Source organism: Pseudoalteromonas sp. SWN29 (assembly GCF_015864465.1).
GTDB lineage: Bacteria > Pseudomonadota > Gammaproteobacteria > Enterobacterales > Alteromonadaceae > Pseudoalteromonas.
This window is the reverse complement of record NZ_JADYXE010000007.1, coordinates 85,873-103,933: the sequence shown is the minus strand read 5'-3', so window position 1 is coordinate 103,933 and position 18,061 is coordinate 85,873. Positions and strand designations below refer to the sequence as shown.

Annotated in this window: 18 protein-coding genes; 10 read left to right on the top strand and 8 right to left on the bottom strand. The window is 40.8% G+C overall.

Annotated elements, in window-relative coordinates; all coding sequences use genetic code 11:
• Nucleotides 1-92: 92 nt before the first annotated feature.
• Both glpK and glpD read left to right on the top strand, forming a co-directional pair.
• Nucleotides 93-1,589: a glycerol kinase GlpK gene (gene glpK / locus I6F53_RS04330; protein ID WP_197141249.1), complete on the top strand. Its 1,497-nt coding sequence runs from the start codon at nucleotides 93-95 to the stop codon at nucleotides 1,587-1,589.
• Nucleotides 1,590-1,795: 206 nt separating this feature from the next.
• Nucleotides 1,796-3,301, top strand: a complete 1,506-nt coding sequence (gene glpD / locus I6F53_RS04325) for a glycerol-3-phosphate dehydrogenase (RefSeq protein ID WP_166378333.1) — start codon at nucleotides 1,796-1,798, stop codon at nucleotides 3,299-3,301.
• Between the two features lie 79 nt (nucleotides 3,302-3,380).
• Here glpD and I6F53_RS04320 read toward each other — a convergent pair whose 3' ends face one another.
• Both I6F53_RS04320 and I6F53_RS04315 read right to left on the bottom strand, forming a co-directional pair.
• A complete protein-coding gene (locus I6F53_RS04320) occupies nucleotides 3,381-4,331 on the bottom strand; it encodes a 2-dehydro-3-deoxygalactonokinase (protein ID WP_197238611.1) in 951 nt (316 codons plus the stop codon).
• A gap of 3 nt (nucleotides 4,332-4,334) precedes the next feature.
• Nucleotides 4,335-5,093, bottom strand: a complete 759-nt coding sequence (locus tag I6F53_RS04315; RefSeq protein WP_166378329.1) for an SDR family NAD(P)-dependent oxidoreductase — start codon at nucleotides 5,091-5,093, stop codon at nucleotides 4,335-4,337.
• Between the two features lie 186 nt (nucleotides 5,094-5,279).
• Between I6F53_RS04315 and I6F53_RS04310 the strand changes: the two genes are divergently transcribed.
• A complete protein-coding gene (locus I6F53_RS04310; protein ID WP_165728301.1) occupies nucleotides 5,280-5,981 on the top strand; it encodes a FadR/GntR family transcriptional regulator in 702 nt (233 codons plus the stop codon).
• Nucleotides 5,982-6,178: 197 nt separating this feature from the next.
• Here the strand turns inward: I6F53_RS04310 and accC are convergent, their stop codons facing one another.
• The 5 genes from accC to cutA form a co-directional block, all read right to left on the bottom strand.
• Complete coding sequence (gene accC / locus I6F53_RS04305) at nucleotides 6,179-7,519, bottom strand: acetyl-CoA carboxylase biotin carboxylase subunit (RefSeq protein ID WP_165728302.1); 1,341 nt, start codon at nucleotides 7,517-7,519, stop codon at nucleotides 6,179-6,181.
• A 26-nt stretch (nucleotides 7,520-7,545) separates the two neighbouring features.
• Entirely contained in the window at nucleotides 7,546-8,004 is a 459-nt protein-coding gene (accB, locus tag I6F53_RS04300; RefSeq protein ID WP_007580042.1) for an acetyl-CoA carboxylase biotin carboxyl carrier protein, read from the bottom strand.
• 40 nt (nucleotides 8,005-8,044) lie between these two features.
• The gene (gene aroQ, locus I6F53_RS04295; RefSeq protein WP_166420101.1) at nucleotides 8,045-8,497 is read right to left on the bottom strand and encodes a type II 3-dehydroquinate dehydratase; all 453 of its coding nucleotides are present in this window, start codon (nucleotides 8,495-8,497) and stop codon (nucleotides 8,045-8,047) included.
• Nucleotides 8,498-8,725: 228 nt separating this feature from the next.
• Nucleotides 8,726-10,555, bottom strand: a complete 1,830-nt coding sequence (locus I6F53_RS04290) for a protein-disulfide reductase DsbD (protein ID WP_197238610.1) — start codon at nucleotides 10,553-10,555, stop codon at nucleotides 8,726-8,728.
• Entirely contained in the window at nucleotides 10,555-10,875 is a 321-nt protein-coding gene (gene cutA / locus I6F53_RS04285) for a divalent-cation tolerance protein CutA (RefSeq protein WP_197238608.1), read from the bottom strand. The genes I6F53_RS04290 and cutA overlap by 1 nt, the downstream gene beginning before the upstream one ends.
• A 178-nt stretch (nucleotides 10,876-11,053) precedes the next feature.
• Here cutA and I6F53_RS04280 point away from each other — a divergent pair, with 178 nt between their 5' ends.
• From I6F53_RS04280 to I6F53_RS04260, 5 genes are all read left to right on the top strand, one after another.
• Nucleotides 11,054-11,524 (top strand): FxsA family protein, encoded by a 471-nt coding sequence (locus I6F53_RS04280; protein ID WP_197238607.1) that lies wholly within the window; start codon nucleotides 11,054-11,056, stop codon nucleotides 11,522-11,524.
• A 110-nt stretch (nucleotides 11,525-11,634) separates the two neighbouring features.
• Nucleotides 11,635-11,922 (top strand): co-chaperone GroES, encoded by a 288-nt coding sequence (locus I6F53_RS04275; RefSeq protein WP_007580032.1) that lies wholly within the window; start codon nucleotides 11,635-11,637, stop codon nucleotides 11,920-11,922.
• 48 nt (nucleotides 11,923-11,970) lie between these two features.
• Nucleotides 11,971-13,617 (top strand): chaperonin GroEL, encoded by a 1,647-nt coding sequence (gene groL, locus I6F53_RS04270; RefSeq protein ID WP_007580030.1) that lies wholly within the window; start codon nucleotides 11,971-11,973, stop codon nucleotides 13,615-13,617.
• A gap of 193 nt (nucleotides 13,618-13,810) precedes the next feature.
• The gene (gene rnk / locus I6F53_RS04265; RefSeq protein WP_166420104.1) at nucleotides 13,811-14,224 is read left to right on the top strand and encodes a nucleoside diphosphate kinase regulator; all 414 of its coding nucleotides are present in this window, start codon (nucleotides 13,811-13,813) and stop codon (nucleotides 14,222-14,224) included.
• A 399-nt stretch (nucleotides 14,225-14,623) separates the two neighbouring features.
• Entirely contained in the window at nucleotides 14,624-15,055 is a 432-nt protein-coding gene (locus tag I6F53_RS04260) for a VOC family protein (protein WP_197238606.1), read from the top strand.
• Nucleotides 15,056-15,077: 22 nt separating this feature from the next.
• Here I6F53_RS04260 and I6F53_RS04255 read toward each other — a convergent pair whose 3' ends face one another.
• The gene (locus tag I6F53_RS04255) at nucleotides 15,078-16,550 is read right to left on the bottom strand and encodes an NAD(P)H-hydrate dehydratase (RefSeq protein ID WP_197238605.1); all 1,473 of its coding nucleotides are present in this window, start codon (nucleotides 16,548-16,550) and stop codon (nucleotides 15,078-15,080) included.
• 249 nt (nucleotides 16,551-16,799) lie between these two features.
• On the opposite strand from I6F53_RS04255, the gene gmk reads away from it, so the two are divergent.
• Nucleotides 16,800-17,420: a guanylate kinase gene (gene gmk, locus I6F53_RS04250; RefSeq protein WP_165728309.1), complete on the top strand. Its 621-nt coding sequence runs from the start codon at nucleotides 16,800-16,802 to the stop codon at nucleotides 17,418-17,420.
• Nucleotides 17,421-17,545: 125 nt separating this feature from the next.
• Complete coding sequence (gene rpoZ, locus I6F53_RS04245) at nucleotides 17,546-17,821, top strand: DNA-directed RNA polymerase subunit omega (protein ID WP_007378835.1); 276 nt, start codon at nucleotides 17,546-17,548, stop codon at nucleotides 17,819-17,821.
• Nucleotides 17,822-18,061 lie beyond the last annotated feature (240 nt).

The following is an 18,061-nucleotide window of genomic DNA, read 5'->3' as shown; positions in this document are numbered from 1 at the left end:
TTAATCGGCTATTTTAAGAAAAAACCATTGCCATTGACTTCGGTTAAAGGCAATCTAGTCATATATAAGATAAGATAAATAACATAAATATCATGTCCAAATACATACTCTCAATTGATCAAGGAACCACAAGCTCTCGGGCCATCTTGTTTACAAAAGATGCAGACGTTTTTGGTACAGCACAACAAGAATTTTCGCAGCATTTTCCGCAAAATGGTTGGGTAGAACACGATCCTAACGATATTTGGCAAACAGTGCTTAGTACTAGCCGCGAAGTCTTAACTAAAAACGATGTAAAACCTGAAGAAATTATTGCCATTGGTATCACCAACCAACGCGAAACCACCCTAGTGTGGAACAAAAAAACAGGTAAACCAATTTATAACGCCATTGTATGGCAAGACCGCCGCACCAGTGATTATTGCGAAAGCCTAACGACTGATGAGCTTTGCCAAACGATTAGCGACAAAACAGGCTTATTACTCGACCCTTATTTTTCGGCGACTAAAATTCGTTGGATTTTAGATAATGTTGAAGGCGCACGCGAGCAAGCACTGGCTGGCGAACTGGCTTTTGGTACGGTTGACACTTACCTGCTTTGGCAGCTAACTGACGGTAAAGAACATCGCACTGATGCAACCAACGCGTCACGCACTATGTTATTTAATATTCATACTCAGCAGTGGGATCAAGAGCTTCTAGAGTTATTCGATATTCCAGAATCTATGCTGCCAGAAGTTATGGATTCAGCCGATGAGTTTGGTTCAACAAGCGCCGATATTTTTGGCGCGCCAATTCGTGTTTGTGGTATTGCAGGCGATCAGCAAGCTGCGCTTGTTGGCCACGCATGTTTTGAACAAGGCATGGCTAAAAGTACTTACGGTACGGGCTGTTTTTTAATGCTCAACACCGGCGAAAAAGCTCTGACCTCAGAAAACCGCTTACTGACTACTGTTGCCTATAGATTAAACGGCAAGCCAACCTATGCTATTGAAGGCAGCATATTTATGGCAGGCGCAACTATGCAGTGGATTGTTGAAGGTTTAAAGCTACTTAGCCATGCTGGCGAAAGTGAGTCGATGGTTAAAGATGTACCGCTAGACCATGGTGTATTTTTAGTGCCTTCGTTTACGGGTTTAGGCGCTCCTTATTGGGACCCTAATGCACGTGGTGCAATTTTAGGCTTAACACGCGACTCTGGTATTAGCACTATTGTTGCCGCTGCTTTGCAATCGGTGGGTTATCAAACCAAAGATTTACAAAAAGCGATGGAGCGTGATGGTCTTCGCCCAAGTGTGCTTCGTGTAGATGGCGGCATGGTAAAAAATAATTGGGTTATGACCTTTTTATCAAACATTTTAGGCGCAACAGTTGAACGCCCAACAGTGACCGAAACCACCTCTTTAGGCGTAGCATATTTAGCAGGCTTACAAACAGGTGTGTATGAGTCTACTGAGCAGCTAGCTAAAATGTGGACATGCGACCGTCGTTTTGAGCCAACTATGAGCGCCGACGAACGTAACGACCTATATGCAAAATGGCAGCACTGCGTAGCTCAAGTATGCTTAACAAATAAAAACTGTCCGTAGTAAATACTAAGTGGCTAAAGGCAACACTTTAGCCTCTTCGCCTTTTTAACTTAGCTAATAGCTTGATTTAAAAGGCGTGATTTACTACCTCAAATTACAAATGAATCAGCGTAAAAATAAAAAACTAGGTTTTCTATTGTCAAATGAAAACAGCAGCTTTATGATGTTTATGTCTTATTTATATTACAAATAAAAAGGTTAGCTCGGTGGAATTAGCAGATAACGAATATGACTTACTAGTCATCGGTGGCGGTGTAAACGGCACTGGAATAGCAGCTGATGCTGCAGGCAGAGGATTAAAAGTACTTTTGTGCGAACAATCTGATCTTGCCTGTGCAACATCTTCAAACAGTTCTAAGCTGATCCACGGTGGTCTACGCTACCTTGAGCATTACGAATTTAGATTAGTAAAAGAAGCCTTAGCCGAGCGTGAAGTACTACTTAAAAATGCACCACATATTATGTGGCCGCTTACTTTTAGATTACCGCATCAAAAGCATTTACGCCCTGCATGGATGATTCGCATTGGTTTGTTTATGTATGACAACCTAGCAAAACGCGAAACACTTGCGGGTTCTCGTGGTATTAAATTTGGTGAAAACAGCGTTTTAGAGCCTTCAATTACTAAAGGTTTTGAATACTCAGATGGTTGGGTTGATGACTCTCGTTTAGTGGTTTTAAACGCCCTTGCAGCGCAACAAAAAGGCGCCGTTATTAGCACGCAAACTAAGTGTGTAAATGCTAAACGTGAGCAAGGTAAGTGGCAGGTAACGCTTGAGCAACAAAAGAGCAAAGCTAAATACAGCATTTCAGCTAAAGGTATTGTAAACGCTGCGGGCCCTTGGGTTGCTAAATTATTTGATGAAGCGCTAGCAGAAAAATCACCACAAAATATTCGCCTTGTAAAAGGTAGCCACATTGTAGTGCCGCGTATTCACGATGAGAAACAAGCTTACATTTTACAAAATAAAGATCAGCGTATTGTGTTTGTTATTCCGTTTGAAGATGACTTTTCGCTTGTTGGCACAACCGATGTAGAACACAAAGGCGAAGCGCAAGACGTTAAAATTAGTGATGAAGAAATCGATTACTTAATTGATATTACTAACAGCTACTTTAAAAATCATATTAAACGCGAAGACATAGTACATACCTTCTCAGGTGTACGCCCATTACTTGATGACGAATCAGTTAATGCACAAGCTGTTACTCGCGATTATAAATTAGAACTTTCGAGTGATGCCAAGCAAACACCACTACTGAGTGTATTTGGTGGAAAAATTACCACTTATCGTAAACTAGCTGAAGCCGCAGTTAATAAGCTTGAAGAATTTTATCCGCAAATGAGCGAAGCGTGGACTAAACATAGCTCACTCCCAGGTGGCGATTTTAGCTCGGTAGAAGCACTTAAATCAGAGCTAAAAGCAAAATATGAATGGCTACCTGAAATAACGCTTAAACGCTTTGTACGTACTTACGGTACTCGTGCTAAAAACATACTAGGTAGTGCAACCGGCCTGAGTGATTTAGGCCAAGATTTTGGTCATGGTTTATTTGCAGCAGAAGTTGATTACTTATTAAATGAAGAGTGGGCAGAAAACGCATACAATATTTTATGGCGTCGGAGTAAATTAGGACTTCGCTTTAATGAAGCACAAGTTGCGACACTTAATCACTACATTGATAACAAACAAGCTGCTAAAAGCGCTTAGCTAAATTATATAGCTGCTTTTAACTGCAGCTATAATGATTTCCCGTAACCCCTTTATAATTTAACCGTTATAGAGGGGTTTATTTTTTTGACTCTAAATTAAATAAATAATTAAAGCCGCTTAGTGTGGCTGCTTTTATATCAAACTCAACACACTTCACACCAATTTGTTTAAGCGCTGTAGTAAAGCATTTATTTAGCTGCTTTGTACCAATTACCACAACTTGTGTATCACTCAATAATTGCCACTCGCTTGCATGTCGTGCAGCTCGTACATCGCTGCCAATTAACACGCCCGACAAATAAGCTTTGGCTTGTACTGGCGATAACTCTTTTGAAAGTTGACGGGTACGCACGCTAAAAATACCATGTGCTAAGTTACCGCTATCGCTGCCTAAAGTAAGCTCACAACCTTGTTCAAATGCCTTAAAGTCAAACTCACCTTCTGCGCAGTCATTCGCAATTAAAACACTTTGATGACACAACAAATCATACAACTCACCGGTCATGGCTGTTTTAAAGCAGATGATTTCGCCGTTGTTTATAAGCACCCATTTGGTATGTGTACCCGGCAAACAGAGTAATATTTTACCTTGTTGATACTGTGGATTTTGTTTTAAAAAGCCGAGTATTTGCAGCTCTTCACCACGCATTACATCAAATAAGCCATTTTGCAGCGTACATTTTGTACCTGGGAATGCCTTAATAATATGCCCATCGCAATCAAAGCTAATAGCCGCATTAAGGAGTTTTTCGGGATTAATTGGGCATTCTAAATAAGGGGTTTTGTGCCAGCCAATACTTGAGGTAATTTGCCCTGCAATATATATAGGTAAACTGCCATATTGTTGCTTCCACACCGCAACCGTGTCTATTAAGGTTTGTTCAAAATTTTGATTCGCCTTAACCACACCCAGGCCATCACGCTGTGCTAATAATGTAAGTTTTGACTGTGCTTTCACTTCGCACAAATAAGCGCGTAAATGACTTGTGCCCCAGTCAACAGCAATAAAAAGAGATGAATTAGCCAAACTTTACAGCCTCCCACCGTCAATTTTAATACTTTGCCCGGTAATCATACTGCTTTCGTCGGCGGCTAAAAAGAGTGCCAAATTAGCAACATCTTCAGGTGTTACTAACTTTTTAAGCGCCATGGCTTCCATCCACTTAACTTGCTCTTCTTCGGTAAACCAACTTGCTAGTTGACGGTCGGTGGCAACCCACCCTGGTAAAATAGCGTTAACGCGAATACCAAACTCGCCATAATCGCGTGCAAGTGCCTTAGTCATACCAATTAACCCTGCTTTTGCTGTTACATAACCGGCCATTTGTGGCTGGCCCATAATCGCGTTAATAGAGCTAAAGTTAATGATACTACCCGCCTCATCACCTTTCATAAAAGACATAGCAACTTGAGAAGCAAAAAAAGCAGGGTTTAAGTTTATTTGTAAGCACTGATCCCAGTCTTGCACTGTAACGTCTTCGCTTGCTTGGCGGCGGTCGTTCGCTACATTATTAACTAATACATTTATTGCACCAAAAGCGGCGCATGCATCTACAAGTGATTGCTGAAGTGCATGCGAGTCAGTAACATCTACTTGTCTGTACCATAGTTTTGCATCGGGTAAATCACTAATGAGCGATTGCGCAGCCTTATCATCAATATCAATAAACGCTACTTTTGCATTTTGGTTTACAAAGGATTTAACCATTGCTCTGCCAATGCCTGATGCACCACCGGTAATAAACACAACTTTGCCAGAAATACTATGATATTGAGCTAGGGTGTCCAAATTAAACTCTCCAAACAACAACTTACAATAGTGTTTTGCTTATTAAAAACGCCAATAGACGTTATAAAGAACTAAAACGCTGTGCTAAAATAATTAGCCAATTAAAACTTTATATCATATCCTCAAGTACATTAATATGATATATGATATATAATAAAGCAATATATCAACTCGGAATCCTGCGCAATGAAAAGCCAACCTCGTCAAAATTTAACACAACAATTAACCCACGATTTGGGTTTTGCTATTGTGCGTGGTGTTTACCCTGTAAGCGAAGGCCTGCCTTCTGAAGCCGATTTATGTATAAAATACGATGTGAGTCGCAGTGCTACTCGCGAAGCCGTAAAAATGCTCTCTGCTAAAGGACTTATTTCATCTCGTCCTAAGCAAGGTATTCGCGTACTACCAGAAAGTAGCTGGAATATGTTTGACACCGACGTACTGCGTTGGATTTTAAGCAGTAAGCCATCTTTATCATTATTAAAAGAGTTTACTCAAGTGCGTGTTGCGCTTGAGCCACAAGCAGCCGCGCTTGCAGCAGTAAATGCCACTGCTGAACAGCTCGCTGAAATTGATAACGCCTTAGCTCGTATGGCTGAAGCTGACGAAGGCTTAGACGACCCACTAGAAGCTGACATTGCTTTTCATACCAGCATATTAGTGGCCAGTAACAATCGCTTTTTTGTACAGTTAACTGAGTTTATTAGTACTGCCCTTAGAGTAAGTATTCGTTACACAAACCACATTAAAGGTGTACCGGGCGCAGACGTGGCTAAACATGCTGATATTTTAGAAACTATAAAATCACGCGACCCTGAACGCGCAAAAAAAGCAGTAGAAACAATTTTAGAAGAAGCACTACAGTTAATTGAATCTAAATTAGTTTAATGTTAGTTCAACATATTGTATGAATATTGAGTCCATCGAATTTACTCTTTGCAGTATATTTTATGGACTTTTTTATTGCCTATAAGACTTAAATTACAGGATTACAGGCATTAAAAAATCCGATATCAGTCACCTGATATCGGATTTTTAATTACTCAAACCAGATCGATCTGATTAAGCTCCTTTTTAGGCTCGAATTATAGTCCTAATTTCTTCTCAAGATAGTGGATGTTAGTGCCACCATTTTTGAAGTTTTCATCTGCAAGAATTCTTTTATGCAAAGGAGTATTAGTTTTAATTCCGTCAATTACTAGCTCGTTAAGTGCATTGCGCGCGCGGGCAATAGCTACGTCACGGTTTTCACCGTAAGTAATTAACTTACCAATCATTGAATCGTAATGTGGTGGAACCGTGTAGTCAGCGTAAATATGGCTGTCCCAACGAATACCTAAACCACCAGCAGGATGGAAACGTGTAATTTTACCCGGTGAAGGAATAAACGTTTCAGGATCCTCAGCATTAATACGACACTCAATAGCATGACCACGAATAACAACGTCGTCTTGAGTGAATGATAAAGGCTGACCCGCTGCAATTTTTAACTGCTCTTTTACTAAATCGATACCAGTAACCATTTCAGTTACAGGGTGTTCAACCTGAATACGTGTATTCATTTCGATGAAGTAAAACTCGCCGTTTTCGTATAAAAACTCAAACGTACCTGCACCACGGTATCCAATTTCGATACACGCACGTGTACAGCGCTCGCCAATAAATTTACGCGTTTCAGCAGTAATTCCTGGTGCTGGCGCTTCTTCAACTACTTTTTGGTGACGACGTTGCATTGAGCAATCACGTTCACCTAAATGTACTGCATTACCTTGGCCGTCAGCTAATACTTGAACTTCGATATGGCGTGGGTTTTCTAGGAATTTTTCCATGTAAACCATGCTATTACCAAAGAATTGCTTAGCTTCTTGCTGTGTTAATGCAATTGAATCAATAAGTTCAGATTCGCTGCGAACAACACGCATACCACGACCACCACCGCCACCAGCGGCTTTGATGATTACCGGGTAACCGATACGCTTAGCGATTTGCATGTTGCGTTCTTTATCATCTGATACCGGGCCGTCTGAGCCTGGTACACATGGAACGCCTGCTTTACGCATTGCTGCGATAGCAGATACTTTATCGCCCATAAGACGAATAGTGTCGCCACGAGGACCAATAAATACAAAACCACTTTGCTCAACTTGGTCGGCAAAATCAGCATTTTCTGCAAGGAAACCGTAACCAGGGTGAATCGCTACAGCGTCAGTTATTTCAGCCGCAGCAATAATGCGCGGAATATCTAAATAACTTTCAGTTGCTGATGGTCTACCAATACAGATGGTTTCATCTGCAAGCAATACATGCTTAAGATCGCGATCTGCCGTTGAATGCACAGCAACCGTTTTGATCCCAAGCTCTTTGCAGGCGCGCAATATACGAAGTGCAATTTCACCTCGGTTTGCAATGACTACTTTATCTAACATTAGAGTTGGCCTTTTAGGTTACGCTATTATTCAATGATGAATAGAGGTTGATCAAATTCTATTGGCTCGCCATTTTCAGCTAAGATAGCTCTTACTGTACCGGCTTTATCTGATTCAATTTGGTTCATCATTTTCATAGCTTCGATAATACAAAGCGTGTCGCCAACTTTAACTTGTTGACCAACTTCTACATATGCTGGCGCTTCTGGAGAAGCCGCAGAGTAAAAAGAACCAACCATTGGTGATTTAACTTGATGACCAGTAGGTTCTGCTGGTGCTGCTGCTTCAACAGCTACAGGAGCCGCTGCAACTGGTGCTGCTGGCGCTGGTGCATATTGCTGTGGAGCAAATTGCGGGTAACCTGGGCCTGCGCTCATGTTGTTACGATTAATACGTACTGATTCTTCACCTTCAGTGATTTCTAGCTCAGCAATACCTGATTCTTCTACTAATTCGATAAGCTTCTTTATCTTGCGAATATCCATTACACGACCCGCCTGTTAGTTGTTTGTGTGTTAATTTAAATTAAATTGCGTTTTGCAACCGGCTCACAGCGGCATTTAATGCTGCGTGATAACCCATTGCACCTAATCCACATATCACGCCTTGCGCCACATCAGAAAAATACGAATGATGACGAAAAGCTTCACGTGCGTGCACATTACTTAAGTGCACTTCAAAAAACGGAATATCAACACTTAGCAATGCATCACGTAATGCAACGCTTGTATGCGTAAATGCAGCAGGGTTAATTATTATGTAATCAACCGCTTGCCAAGCACTGTGTATTCGTTCAATGAGGGCTTGCTCACTATTACTTTGAAAATGCGTTAACTCAACATCTAGACTATCAGCGGCACTTGTTAGTTCGCTCATAATTTCACTTAGCGTTTGAAAACCGTATTTATCCGGTTCACGTTTGCCAAGCATGTTTAAATTTGGACCATTTATAACCAAAAGGTTAAATTTTGCAGTCATAATACGCGATATATCCTATAAGTAATGAGTTAAGCGGTTACTAACTAGTTTTTCACTTTTAAGTAAGCAGAAAAAGCAATGTAGCAACAAATTCTCACGTTAACCAACTATTATAGTGATTTCGATGTAAATAGCAGCAAAATACTGGTCCAATCTCTATTTTGGGAACGCGAGGGGAGGCATGAATTAGAAAGCCACTCGGTATACCCAAGTGGCTGTGTTGCACTATTATTGTGCGCTGGCGCGCACTGTAGCAAGGTGTTTAGCAAAATCGTCAGCGTTTAAAAAGCCGGTTACACGTTGTGTACTTAACTCTTTACCTTGGGTGTTAAAAAACAAAATACTCGGTAAACCAAACACGGTGTACTCTTCCATTAGCTCAATTGTTTTATTATCACTGTCCGTTAAATCAACTTGAATTAGCTGATAATGGCTAAATTCACTTTGCACTTTGGCATCTGGAAACGTGTAATGTTCAAACTCTTTACACGCCACGCACCAATCTGCATATAAGTCGACCATAACCATTCGACCTTCATTATTCGCTTGCGCTACCGCTTCTTTTAGCTCAGCTAAATCAGCCACCTTTTTAAACTCATTACTTTGCGAGCTAACCTGTACAGGTTGTACTGGCCAAAAATAGTTTTTAGTTAACGTAAAGCCTGTAATAACGAGTAGCGTTGCAGCAAACCACAGCGCTGTTTTTAACTTGCTTTGTGTTTGACTGCTTTGCCAATGGTGTAAGTAAAGTGCCGTTGCTAATGCAAGCACACCTGCCATTAATAATATAATGTCGGCGCTTACTAGTCGCTCAAGTAATATAAGTGGCACTACGAGCATCACAAAACCAAACAAGGTTTTAACTTGCTCCATCCAACCACCCGCTTTAGGCAGTAATTTACCGCCAGATGTACCGAGTAATAATAATGGTAAGCCCATACCTAAACTAAGCACGTAGAGTGTTAACCCCCCTACTAAGTAATCGCCGCTTTGCGCTACAAATAACAGAGCAGCCGACAACGGCGCCGTAGTACAAGGTGATGCTATTAAGCCCGAAAGTACGCCCATTAAAAATACGCCAACGTAGTTGCCGCCTTTTTGGTTGTTACTTACCTGGGTTAACTTGCTCATCATACTGCTTGGCAGTTTTATTTCGTACCAGCCAAACATCGACATAGCCAATAATACAAATAATAAACTAAAGCTGATTAACACAAATGGATGCTGTAAATACCCCTGCACTTGCCCACCAAGCGCAGCAACAACTAAGCCAAGCGCTGCATAGGTAACTGCCATACCTTGTATATATACAAACGACAACGCAAACGCTTTTTTAGTTGAAAGGTTTTGCTGACCCGCAATTAAGCTCGATAAAATAGGAAACATAGGAAATACGCACGGCGTAAAAGCAAGGCCTACACCCACTACAAAAAATATGAGTAAATTAGTTATCAAGCTCTGACTTGCTAATTGCTCAGTAAAGGTGAGCTCTTTTTTGGTGTCATCTGAATTTGTTGTAGGTTCAGTAGTTGGCTCATTAAGTGCTGCAAACGTACTTTGCGCTGTTGCCGCTTCATCGGTAGCGCTATTTTGATCTACATTTTTAATCTGTGCGTCACTAATTACACTCAGTGGAATACTGATAACTTCAGGCGGATAACAAAGCCCTGCTTTTGCACAGCCCTGATAACGAACTTTAACAACGGCGCCTTCGGTTATATTGCTTAGCTTACTTACAACACTCGCAGAATTGAAAAAGACTTCTGTTTTACCAAAAAATTCATCTTCAATAATTTCGCCACTACCAGAGTCACCTACTTGAATGTTTGCGCCCTTGGCAATGATTTCTATTTTCTTTTTATATAAATAATAGTCTGGCGCTATATCCCAACCCACAAACAAGGTGCTGCCTTGCTGGTCAAAGTCAAATACAAACGCTTGGTCTACAGGTAAAAAAGAGTGTTGAGGAGGCCCAAGTAGATCACCAAGCACATTATTAGCCGCAGCCTTTACAGGTACGGTTAATAACGTTACCAATAATAAAAAGAAAAACCGCATTAATTTAGTACCTCATCCATCCAATTAAAATATGCCAAGTTACCTGTTGAGACTTCTACAACCTGAATCTCTGGCACTTCGTAGCTATGTAGCTCTTTTATTGTTAAAAACACATCGTTCATTTTGTCTGCTTTGGTTTTTATAAGTAGTTTAGCTTCAGTTGCTTCTGCCACTTCGCCTTCCCACATATAAACAGAGCCCATGTTAGGTAAAATATTTACACAAGCCGCTAGCTTTTTTTCTACCAACGCCCTTGCAAGAGTACGTGCTTCAGCTTCGTCTTTGCAGGTCGTAAAAATCATTTTAAATTGCGTAGTCATTATGAACCTATACTTATTTAACAGTGTCTAGCTTCATAGTATCTGATAGCCGATACAATGTGTAGACGCTAAAATATCAGTAAAATGACGATACCTATGCCCTAACCTTGAAAAGAGACCTCGTCACCCTCATTTATATTTCATCAACTCTTTTGAGTGTCATTATTTAGAGAGCGCTATGTTTAGATTTTTATTTGTGTTGTTTATTATCATCCCTATTATCGAAATCGCCTTGCTGATTCAAGTAAGCGACGTGATTGGCGGATTTGCAACAATTGCACTTGTTGTTATTACTGCGATTTTAGGAGCCAAAATGGTTAAAACACAAGGTATGGGTGCGCTGCAAAATGTACAGGCGCAAATGGCGCAAGGGCAAATGCCAGCCAAAGAATTATTTACCGGAATATGCGTGGTAATTGCAGGTGTATTATTACTTACCCCTGGCATTATGACAGACGTATTTGGATTACTATTATTAACCCCTGCAATTCGTAACAAATTGGCTGCAGGCCTTGCTAGCCAAGCAACTGTTAGAATGAGCGCAGGTATGCAACAAGGGCCATCGCCGTTTGCTGGGCAGCAACATGCTGAACGAGAGCAAATGGAACGACCAACAACTATTGATGGCGAGTATGAGAGAAAAGATTAAAAATTTATCGTTTTTTCTCTTGGAATTTTACACTCCACCCCCATTAATGAATGCAAATTAGAAAAGCTTTTTTCTGTACTGTTCAGAAACTGTTAGGAGAACTAAAAAACATGAACATTCGTCCTTTACAAGATCGCGTAATCGTTAAACGTCTAGAAGAAGAAACAAAATCTGCTGGCGGTATTGTATTAACTGGCTCTGCAGCTGAAAAATCAACTCGCGGAGAAGTTGTAGCCGTAGGTAATGGTCGCGTTTTAGAAAACGGTGACGTGAGAGCGTTAGAAGTTAAAGCCGGTGACACTGTGTTATTTGGCTCATATGTTGAAAAAGTTGAAAAGATCGAAGGTCAAGAGTACCTGATCATGCGTGAAGATAATATTTTAGGCATTGTAGGCTAAACCTACTTTTCGTTTATAAACATTTAAGAATTTAGAGGAATTTAAAACATGGCAGCAAAAGAAGTACTTTTTGCAGGTGACGCACGCGCTAAAATGCTAACTGGCGTAAACATCCTAGCAAACGCAGTAAAAGTTACATTAGGTCCTAAAGGCCGTAACGTTGTACTAGATAAATCATTTGGCTCACCAGTTATCACTAAAGATGGTGTATCTGTAGCAAAAGAAATCGAACTTGAAGACAAGTTTGAAAACATGGGCGCACAAATGGTTAAAGAAGTTGCATCTAAAGCAAATGATGCAGCCGGCGATGGTACAACTACCGCTACAGTACTTGCACAGTCTATTGTTAATGAAGGCCTTAAAGCTGTTGCAGCAGGCATGAACCCAATGGATCTTAAGCGCGGCATCGACAAAGCAGTTATTGCTGCTGTTGCAGAGCTTAAAGCATTATCGGTTCCTTGTTCTGATACTAAAGCAATTGCACAAGTAGGTACTATTTCAGCTAACTCTGATAAAGAGATTGGCGACATCATTGCACAAGCAATGGAAAAAGTAGGCCGTAACAGTGGTGTTATTACTGTAGAAGAAGGTCAATCACTTGAAAACGAACTAGATGTTGTTGAAGGCATGCAGTTTGACCGTGGTTACTTATCTCCTTACTTTATCAACAGCCCAGAAAAAGGCACTGTTGAACTAGATAATCCATTTATTCTACTTGTAGATAAAAAAATATCTAACATCCGTGAATTATTACCAACATTAGAAGCGGTTGCTAAAGCAAGTAAACCACTACTAATCATCGCAGAAGACCTTGAAGGCGAAGCACTAGCTACATTAGTAGTTAATAACATGCGCGGTATTGTTAAAGTATCAGCTGTTAAAGCACCTGGTTTTGGCGATCGTCGTAAAGCAATGCTACAAGATATTGCTGTATTAACTGGCGGTACTGTAATTTCTGAAGAAATCGGCTTAGAGCTTGAAAAAGCAACAGTTGAAGACCTAGGTACAGCTAAGCGCGTAATTATCACTAAAGATGATACTACTATCATTGATGGTGCTGGTGAAGAAGCGGGTATTAGCGGTCGTGTTTCACAAATTAAAGCACAAATCGAAGAAGCAACATCAGACTACGATAAAGAGAAACTACAAGAGCGCATGGCTAAATTAGCTGGCGGTGTTGCAGTTATCAAAGTAGGTGCTGCTACTGAAATGGAAATGAAAGAGAAAAAAGACCGCGTTGAAGATGCATTAAATGCAACTCGTGCAGCGGTTGAAGAAGGCGTAGTACCTGGTGGCGGTGTTGCACTTGTACGTGCTGCAAGTAAGCTGGTTGATTTAGTTGGCGACAACGAAGATCAAAACCACGGTATTAAAGTTGCACTTCGTGCGATGGAAGCACCACTTCGTCAAATCGTAACTAACGCTGGCGAAGAAGCATCAGTTGTAATTAACGCAGTTAAAGGCGGCGACGGTAACTTTGGTTACAACGCAGCAACTGGTGAATACAACGACATGATTGAAATGGGTATCCTAGATCCAACTAAAGTAACACGCTCTGCATTACAGTTTGCAGGGTCTATTGCGGGTCTAATGATCACTACTGAAGCAATGGTAGCTGAAATCCCGAAAGATGAAGCTGGTGGCGCTGATATGGGTGGCATGGGCGGAATGGGTGGTATGGGCGGAATGATGTAATCATCCCCTAAACACCTAGCTCAAATAAAAACCCAGCTTCGGCTGGGTTTTTAGCTATTGGGCACAAAGAAAGTAAAAGCCACAGGTGTGGCTAATTAATAAAATGACTTCGCGTATCCCTTTGCTTCTTAAATGCATGCCAAGCCATACTCAGAGTTAATTTTATTTATTAAAAATTATTAAGGATATTAAGATGAATAAAAAACCTGAACTAATCATCTCATCACTTGATGCAGATAGATTGTATGACTTAATGGAATCATTGCCTGCAGGTAGCTTTGCTAACAAAGAAGAATTGGAAGCTGAACTGGCACGAGCAACAATAGTCGAACCTAAAGATATGCCATCGTCAGTTGTAACGATGAACTCAACTGTAAACTTTATTGTTGAGTCTTCTAAAGAAGAATTTACGTTAACCTTGGTGTACCCAAAGAACAGTGACTCTAGCGGCGATAAAATATCGATATTATCACCCGTTGGTAGCGCATTACTTGGGCTAGCTCAAGGCGACGAAATTGAGTGGCCAAAACCGAGTGGCGGCTTAATAAAAGTAAAAATAAAAGAAGTAACCTACCAGCCAGAACGTGCTGGTGAATTACACAGATAAACATTTTATGCACTTAGCGCTAAAACTCAATTTAAAGTAGACCCAGCCTCGGCTGGGTTTTGCTTTTTGTTATAAAGCAGATTGATACTGTTTAATTTATACCTATAACTAAGTTACATACTGCGGGCATATACCCTGCATAATCGTTTACCAAGCAACCTAAACTCTGGATAATAAATCTATCTCAAGCAGCTATTTTCAGCGATCACTGCGTTGAATTTACTTGCAATAGGCCAGCTATTGACGCGTAAGTTCGCCTTGTTTTCACTGAAAATCTCTGGCTAGAGAAAATAAATTTAAATATCACTATAATTCAATGTTTTGGTAAATATCTTAACCAAAGTTCAGGTTGAATATGATAAAAAGCACATTTATTAAATAGTACGGAGTAAACCAAACATGACTAACGTTCAACAGCATATCGGCAGCATTGCATTAGTTGTTAAGGACTACGATGAGGCAATTAAGTTTTACACTCAAAAGCTCAACTTTGAGTTAGTAGAGGATACTAACTTAGGAGAGGGTAGGCGCTGGGTGTTAATTTCACCTCCAAATTCAAACGGGGCTAGTTCAAACGGGACTAATTCGAGCAGAACTAATCTACTGCTTGCTAAAGCCACAACGCCCGAACAGATAAGCGCTATTGGTAACCAAACGGGTGGCCGCGTGTTTTTATTTTTGCATACCAATGACTTTTGGCGAGATTATAATTTAATGCTTTCAAAAGGCGTTACATTTACCGAAGAGCCTCGAGTAGAACCTTATGGCACCGTAGTGGTTTTTGAAGACTTATATGGTACAAAATGGGACTTACTGCAGCTTAATAATTAGCAAGATAAAGTGACGCTTAAACTCACGTCACTTTATTAACTAACTCTCTTACAATTGCGAATAAATCACTGGGTAGCATTCCCCTTTGCCCGTCTCGCTCACTGGCGATATCACCGGCTCTAGCATGCAGTGTTACACCATAGCGTGCTGCTTCATCAATAGTTAAACCTTGAGCAAGTAAGGCACCAATAATACCAGTAAGTACATCGCCACTGCCGCCAACGGCCAATGCCGGGTTGCCATCTTCACATACCCACGTGTGCTGGGCATTATCTATTAATGTTCCTGCGCCTTTTAATACACAAGTCGCGTTATAGCGTTTAGCGCAAAGGCGGGCATAATTAAAGCGGTCTGATTCTATGTCGCTGGTGCTAACACTTAGCAGTCGCGAAGCTTCGCCGGGATGTGGAGTAAGTACGCATTGCTCTAACGTGTATGATGAAGCTTTCTTAGCCAGTAAATTAAGGGCATCTGCATCTATAACCAATGGCATTTTATTGTTTTGGCAATATTGCATTACTTCATCGAATGTTTGTTGTGCCCACTCGTCTTGCCCAAGCCCTGGGCCAATAACAACGCAGCTTGCCCACTCTAGCGCTTGATGTAAGTTATTACTGCTTACCATAAGTTCTGGTCTGCCAATACTAATAGGCGTTATTGAGCTTTCGTGTGTATACACTCTTACCATGCCAGCACCCGTTCTAAGAGCTGCTTCACTACTTAACCTAATTGCACCTGCAGTACCTTGATTGCCACCAATACATAAAAGTTTACCGTGGCTTCCTTTGTGACTATTGATTGCCCGCGTGGCTATTCCTTTAAAGCTATTGATATTAATCAGAGTACCTGATGATTGAGCGATACGAATAAACGCATCGCCAATTGCTAAGTCATCAAATACTAACTTACCGCTATATTGTTTACCTGCCGTCGTTGTCAGCCCTTGCTTAATACCCACAAAAGTAACGGTTGAAGTCGCTTGAACTGCACACCCTAAAGGTTGCCCTGTATTCGCCTCAATGCCTGATGGAATATCAATGCTTATTACGGGCTTACCGCTGTTATTTACCGCTTTAATTATGCCCGCAAAGTTATCGCGCACGGTGCTTTTAAGGCCAGTACCAAGTAGAGCATCAATAACGATATCGCACTCATTAAGAGCATCTTTTGTAAAATGAGAAACCACCCCACCCGCTTCTACCCATAGCTGCTGCGCTTTTGCAGCATCACCGGTTAATACTTTATTAGGCTCAGCTGCGCATACTGTTACCTCTTTACCTGCTTGCATAATAAGCCTAGCTACAACGTAACCGTCTCCAGCGTTGTTACCATGGCCAACAATGACTAATGTATGCTGTTCAAATAACTGCCATTGCTTATATACAGCCTCGCCTGCACGCTGCATTAGGGTAAATAAATCACAATGACTATTTTTAGCCGCTAAAGCTTCATTGTCTCTTACTTGTTGTGCGGTAAATAAGGTTTTATTAAGCATAGAGGCTCCTTTACTAGGTGATACCTCACCTTATCAAATACTTATATCTAGCGGCTAGTTCTGTTGACGAATTTAAACTGCAATTTTATTTAAAGTCTAACTTAGTAAAACACTGCCACTTCAATTTGAGCATGACTCACTTGAGCACGTCTAACTTGAGCAAGGTGAGCTAATTAAAGTACAATGCAGTTAATTAAAGGCTTGGTTTACTTGTAATCCAAGCCTGTTTATTTTTAGGTAGAGAAAAGCATGGCACAAACTCGCGGTAACTTATTTATTTTGTCAGCCCCTTCTGGTGCTGGTAAATCAAGCTTAATCAATGCGTTATTAAAAAAACACGCTGACATGAAAGTATCTGTATCACATACAACTCGCGCCCCTCGCCCAGGTGAAGAAAATGGCGTGCATTATCACTTTGTATCTACAGACGAATTTAAAGCGCTTATTGCCAAAGATGACTTTTTTGAATGGGCTCAAGTATTCGATAATTACTACGGCACATCAAAGCAGGCTATTGAGTCGCAACTTGATGCGGGTATTGATGTGTTTTTAGATATTGATTGGCAAGGCGCTCAGCAAGTGCGCAAAATTATGCCAAGCGTACAAACTATTTTTATTCTACCGCCTTCAAAAGAAGAACTAGAACAACGCTTAAATAACCGTGGCCAAGATTCGGCTGAGATTATTGCCTCTCGTATGGCAAAAGCACAATCTGAAACATCACATTATAATGAATACGACTTTGTAATTGTTAATGATGACTTTGAGGACGCACTTGCCGACATAGAAATGATTGTAATGGCTCAGCGCTTAACACTAAAAGCGCAAGAAGATCGTCATCAAGTTTTACTAAATAGTCTGCTTAAATAATTTAAGCCTACTTAAATTAGGCTTAGGCAAGTAAAACTGATAAAAATTGAACACTGGCTATTGGCGAAAGTGGCTCCTTGGAGTAAACTACGTCTTTGCTTTTAAATTATTTTTGGAGTGCTGTGATGGCCCGCGTAACAGTTGAAGATGCAGTAGATGCAGTTGGTAATCGTTTTGACTTAATTTTAGTTGCGGCTCGTCGTGCCCGCCAAATTGCTGTTGGTGGTAAAACTCCACTAGTAGACCCTGAAAACGATAAGCCAACGGTAGTTGCTTTACGTGAAATTGAATTAGGTTTAGTTGATAGCGCTTCAATGGACTTAATTGACCGTGAAGAACAACAACACCAAGAAGCAGCAGAATTAGCTGCTGTTGCTGCCATTGTTGGTGGCAACCAATAATCGACCTCCCGGTCTGATTTAGCCAACGGCGCAGTATTTCTACTATAGCCGTTGGCAATCCTTTCATTTCATCGTATATTCGTAGCTTACCTAATTTGCTTCACTAGAGCCTTTTTATCTTTCGAGGTTGAATTTGCAGCAGTATGCTTGGTATTTAGGCAAGGCAGAGCCTATGTAGTGTGGTTATTTCCCATAAATAGGCGATAACGCAGCATAAATGCAAAACATGCGCTGCCCAAA

Coding starts and splice junctions, on each gene's coding strand:
- accC (WP_165728302.1), bottom strand. CDS start 7,519: ATGTTAGATAAAGTAGTCATTGCAAACCGAGGTGAAATTGCACTTCGT.
- I6F53_RS04260 (WP_197238606.1), top strand. CDS start 14,624: ATGACTAACGTTCAACAGCATATCGGCAGCATTGCATTAGTTGTTAAG.
- groL (WP_007580030.1), top strand. CDS start 11,971: ATGGCAGCAAAAGAAGTACTTTTTGCAGGTGACGCACGCGCTAAAATG.
- I6F53_RS04275 (WP_007580032.1), top strand. CDS start 11,635: ATGAACATTCGTCCTTTACAAGATCGCGTAATCGTTAAACGTCTAGAA.
- I6F53_RS04255 (WP_197238605.1), bottom strand. CDS start 16,550: ATGCTTAATAAAACCTTATTTACCGCACAACAAGTAAGAGACAATGAA.
- rnk (WP_166420104.1), top strand. CDS start 13,811: ATGAATAAAAAACCTGAACTAATCATCTCATCACTTGATGCAGATAGA.
- glpK (WP_197141249.1), top strand. CDS start 93: ATGTCCAAATACATACTCTCAATTGATCAAGGAACCACAAGCTCTCGG.
- aroQ (WP_166420101.1), bottom strand. CDS start 8,497: ATGACTGCAAAATTTAACCTTTTGGTTATAAATGGTCCAAATTTAAAC.
- rpoZ (WP_007378835.1), top strand. CDS start 17,546: ATGGCCCGCGTAACAGTTGAAGATGCAGTAGATGCAGTTGGTAATCGT.
- I6F53_RS04290 (WP_197238610.1), bottom strand. CDS start 10,555: ATGCGGTTTTTCTTTTTATTATTGGTAACGTTATTAACCGTACCTGTA.
- I6F53_RS04310 (WP_165728301.1), top strand. CDS start 5,280: ATGAAAAGCCAACCTCGTCAAAATTTAACACAACAATTAACCCACGAT.
- cutA (WP_197238608.1), bottom strand. CDS start 10,875: ATGACTACGCAATTTAAAATGATTTTTACGACCTGCAAAGACGAAGCT.
- gmk (WP_165728309.1), top strand. CDS start 16,800: ATGGCACAAACTCGCGGTAACTTATTTATTTTGTCAGCCCCTTCTGGT.
- accB (WP_007580042.1), bottom strand. CDS start 8,004: ATGGATATTCGCAAGATAAAGAAGCTTATCGAATTAGTAGAAGAATCA.
- I6F53_RS04280 (WP_197238607.1), top strand. CDS start 11,054: ATGTTTAGATTTTTATTTGTGTTGTTTATTATCATCCCTATTATCGAA.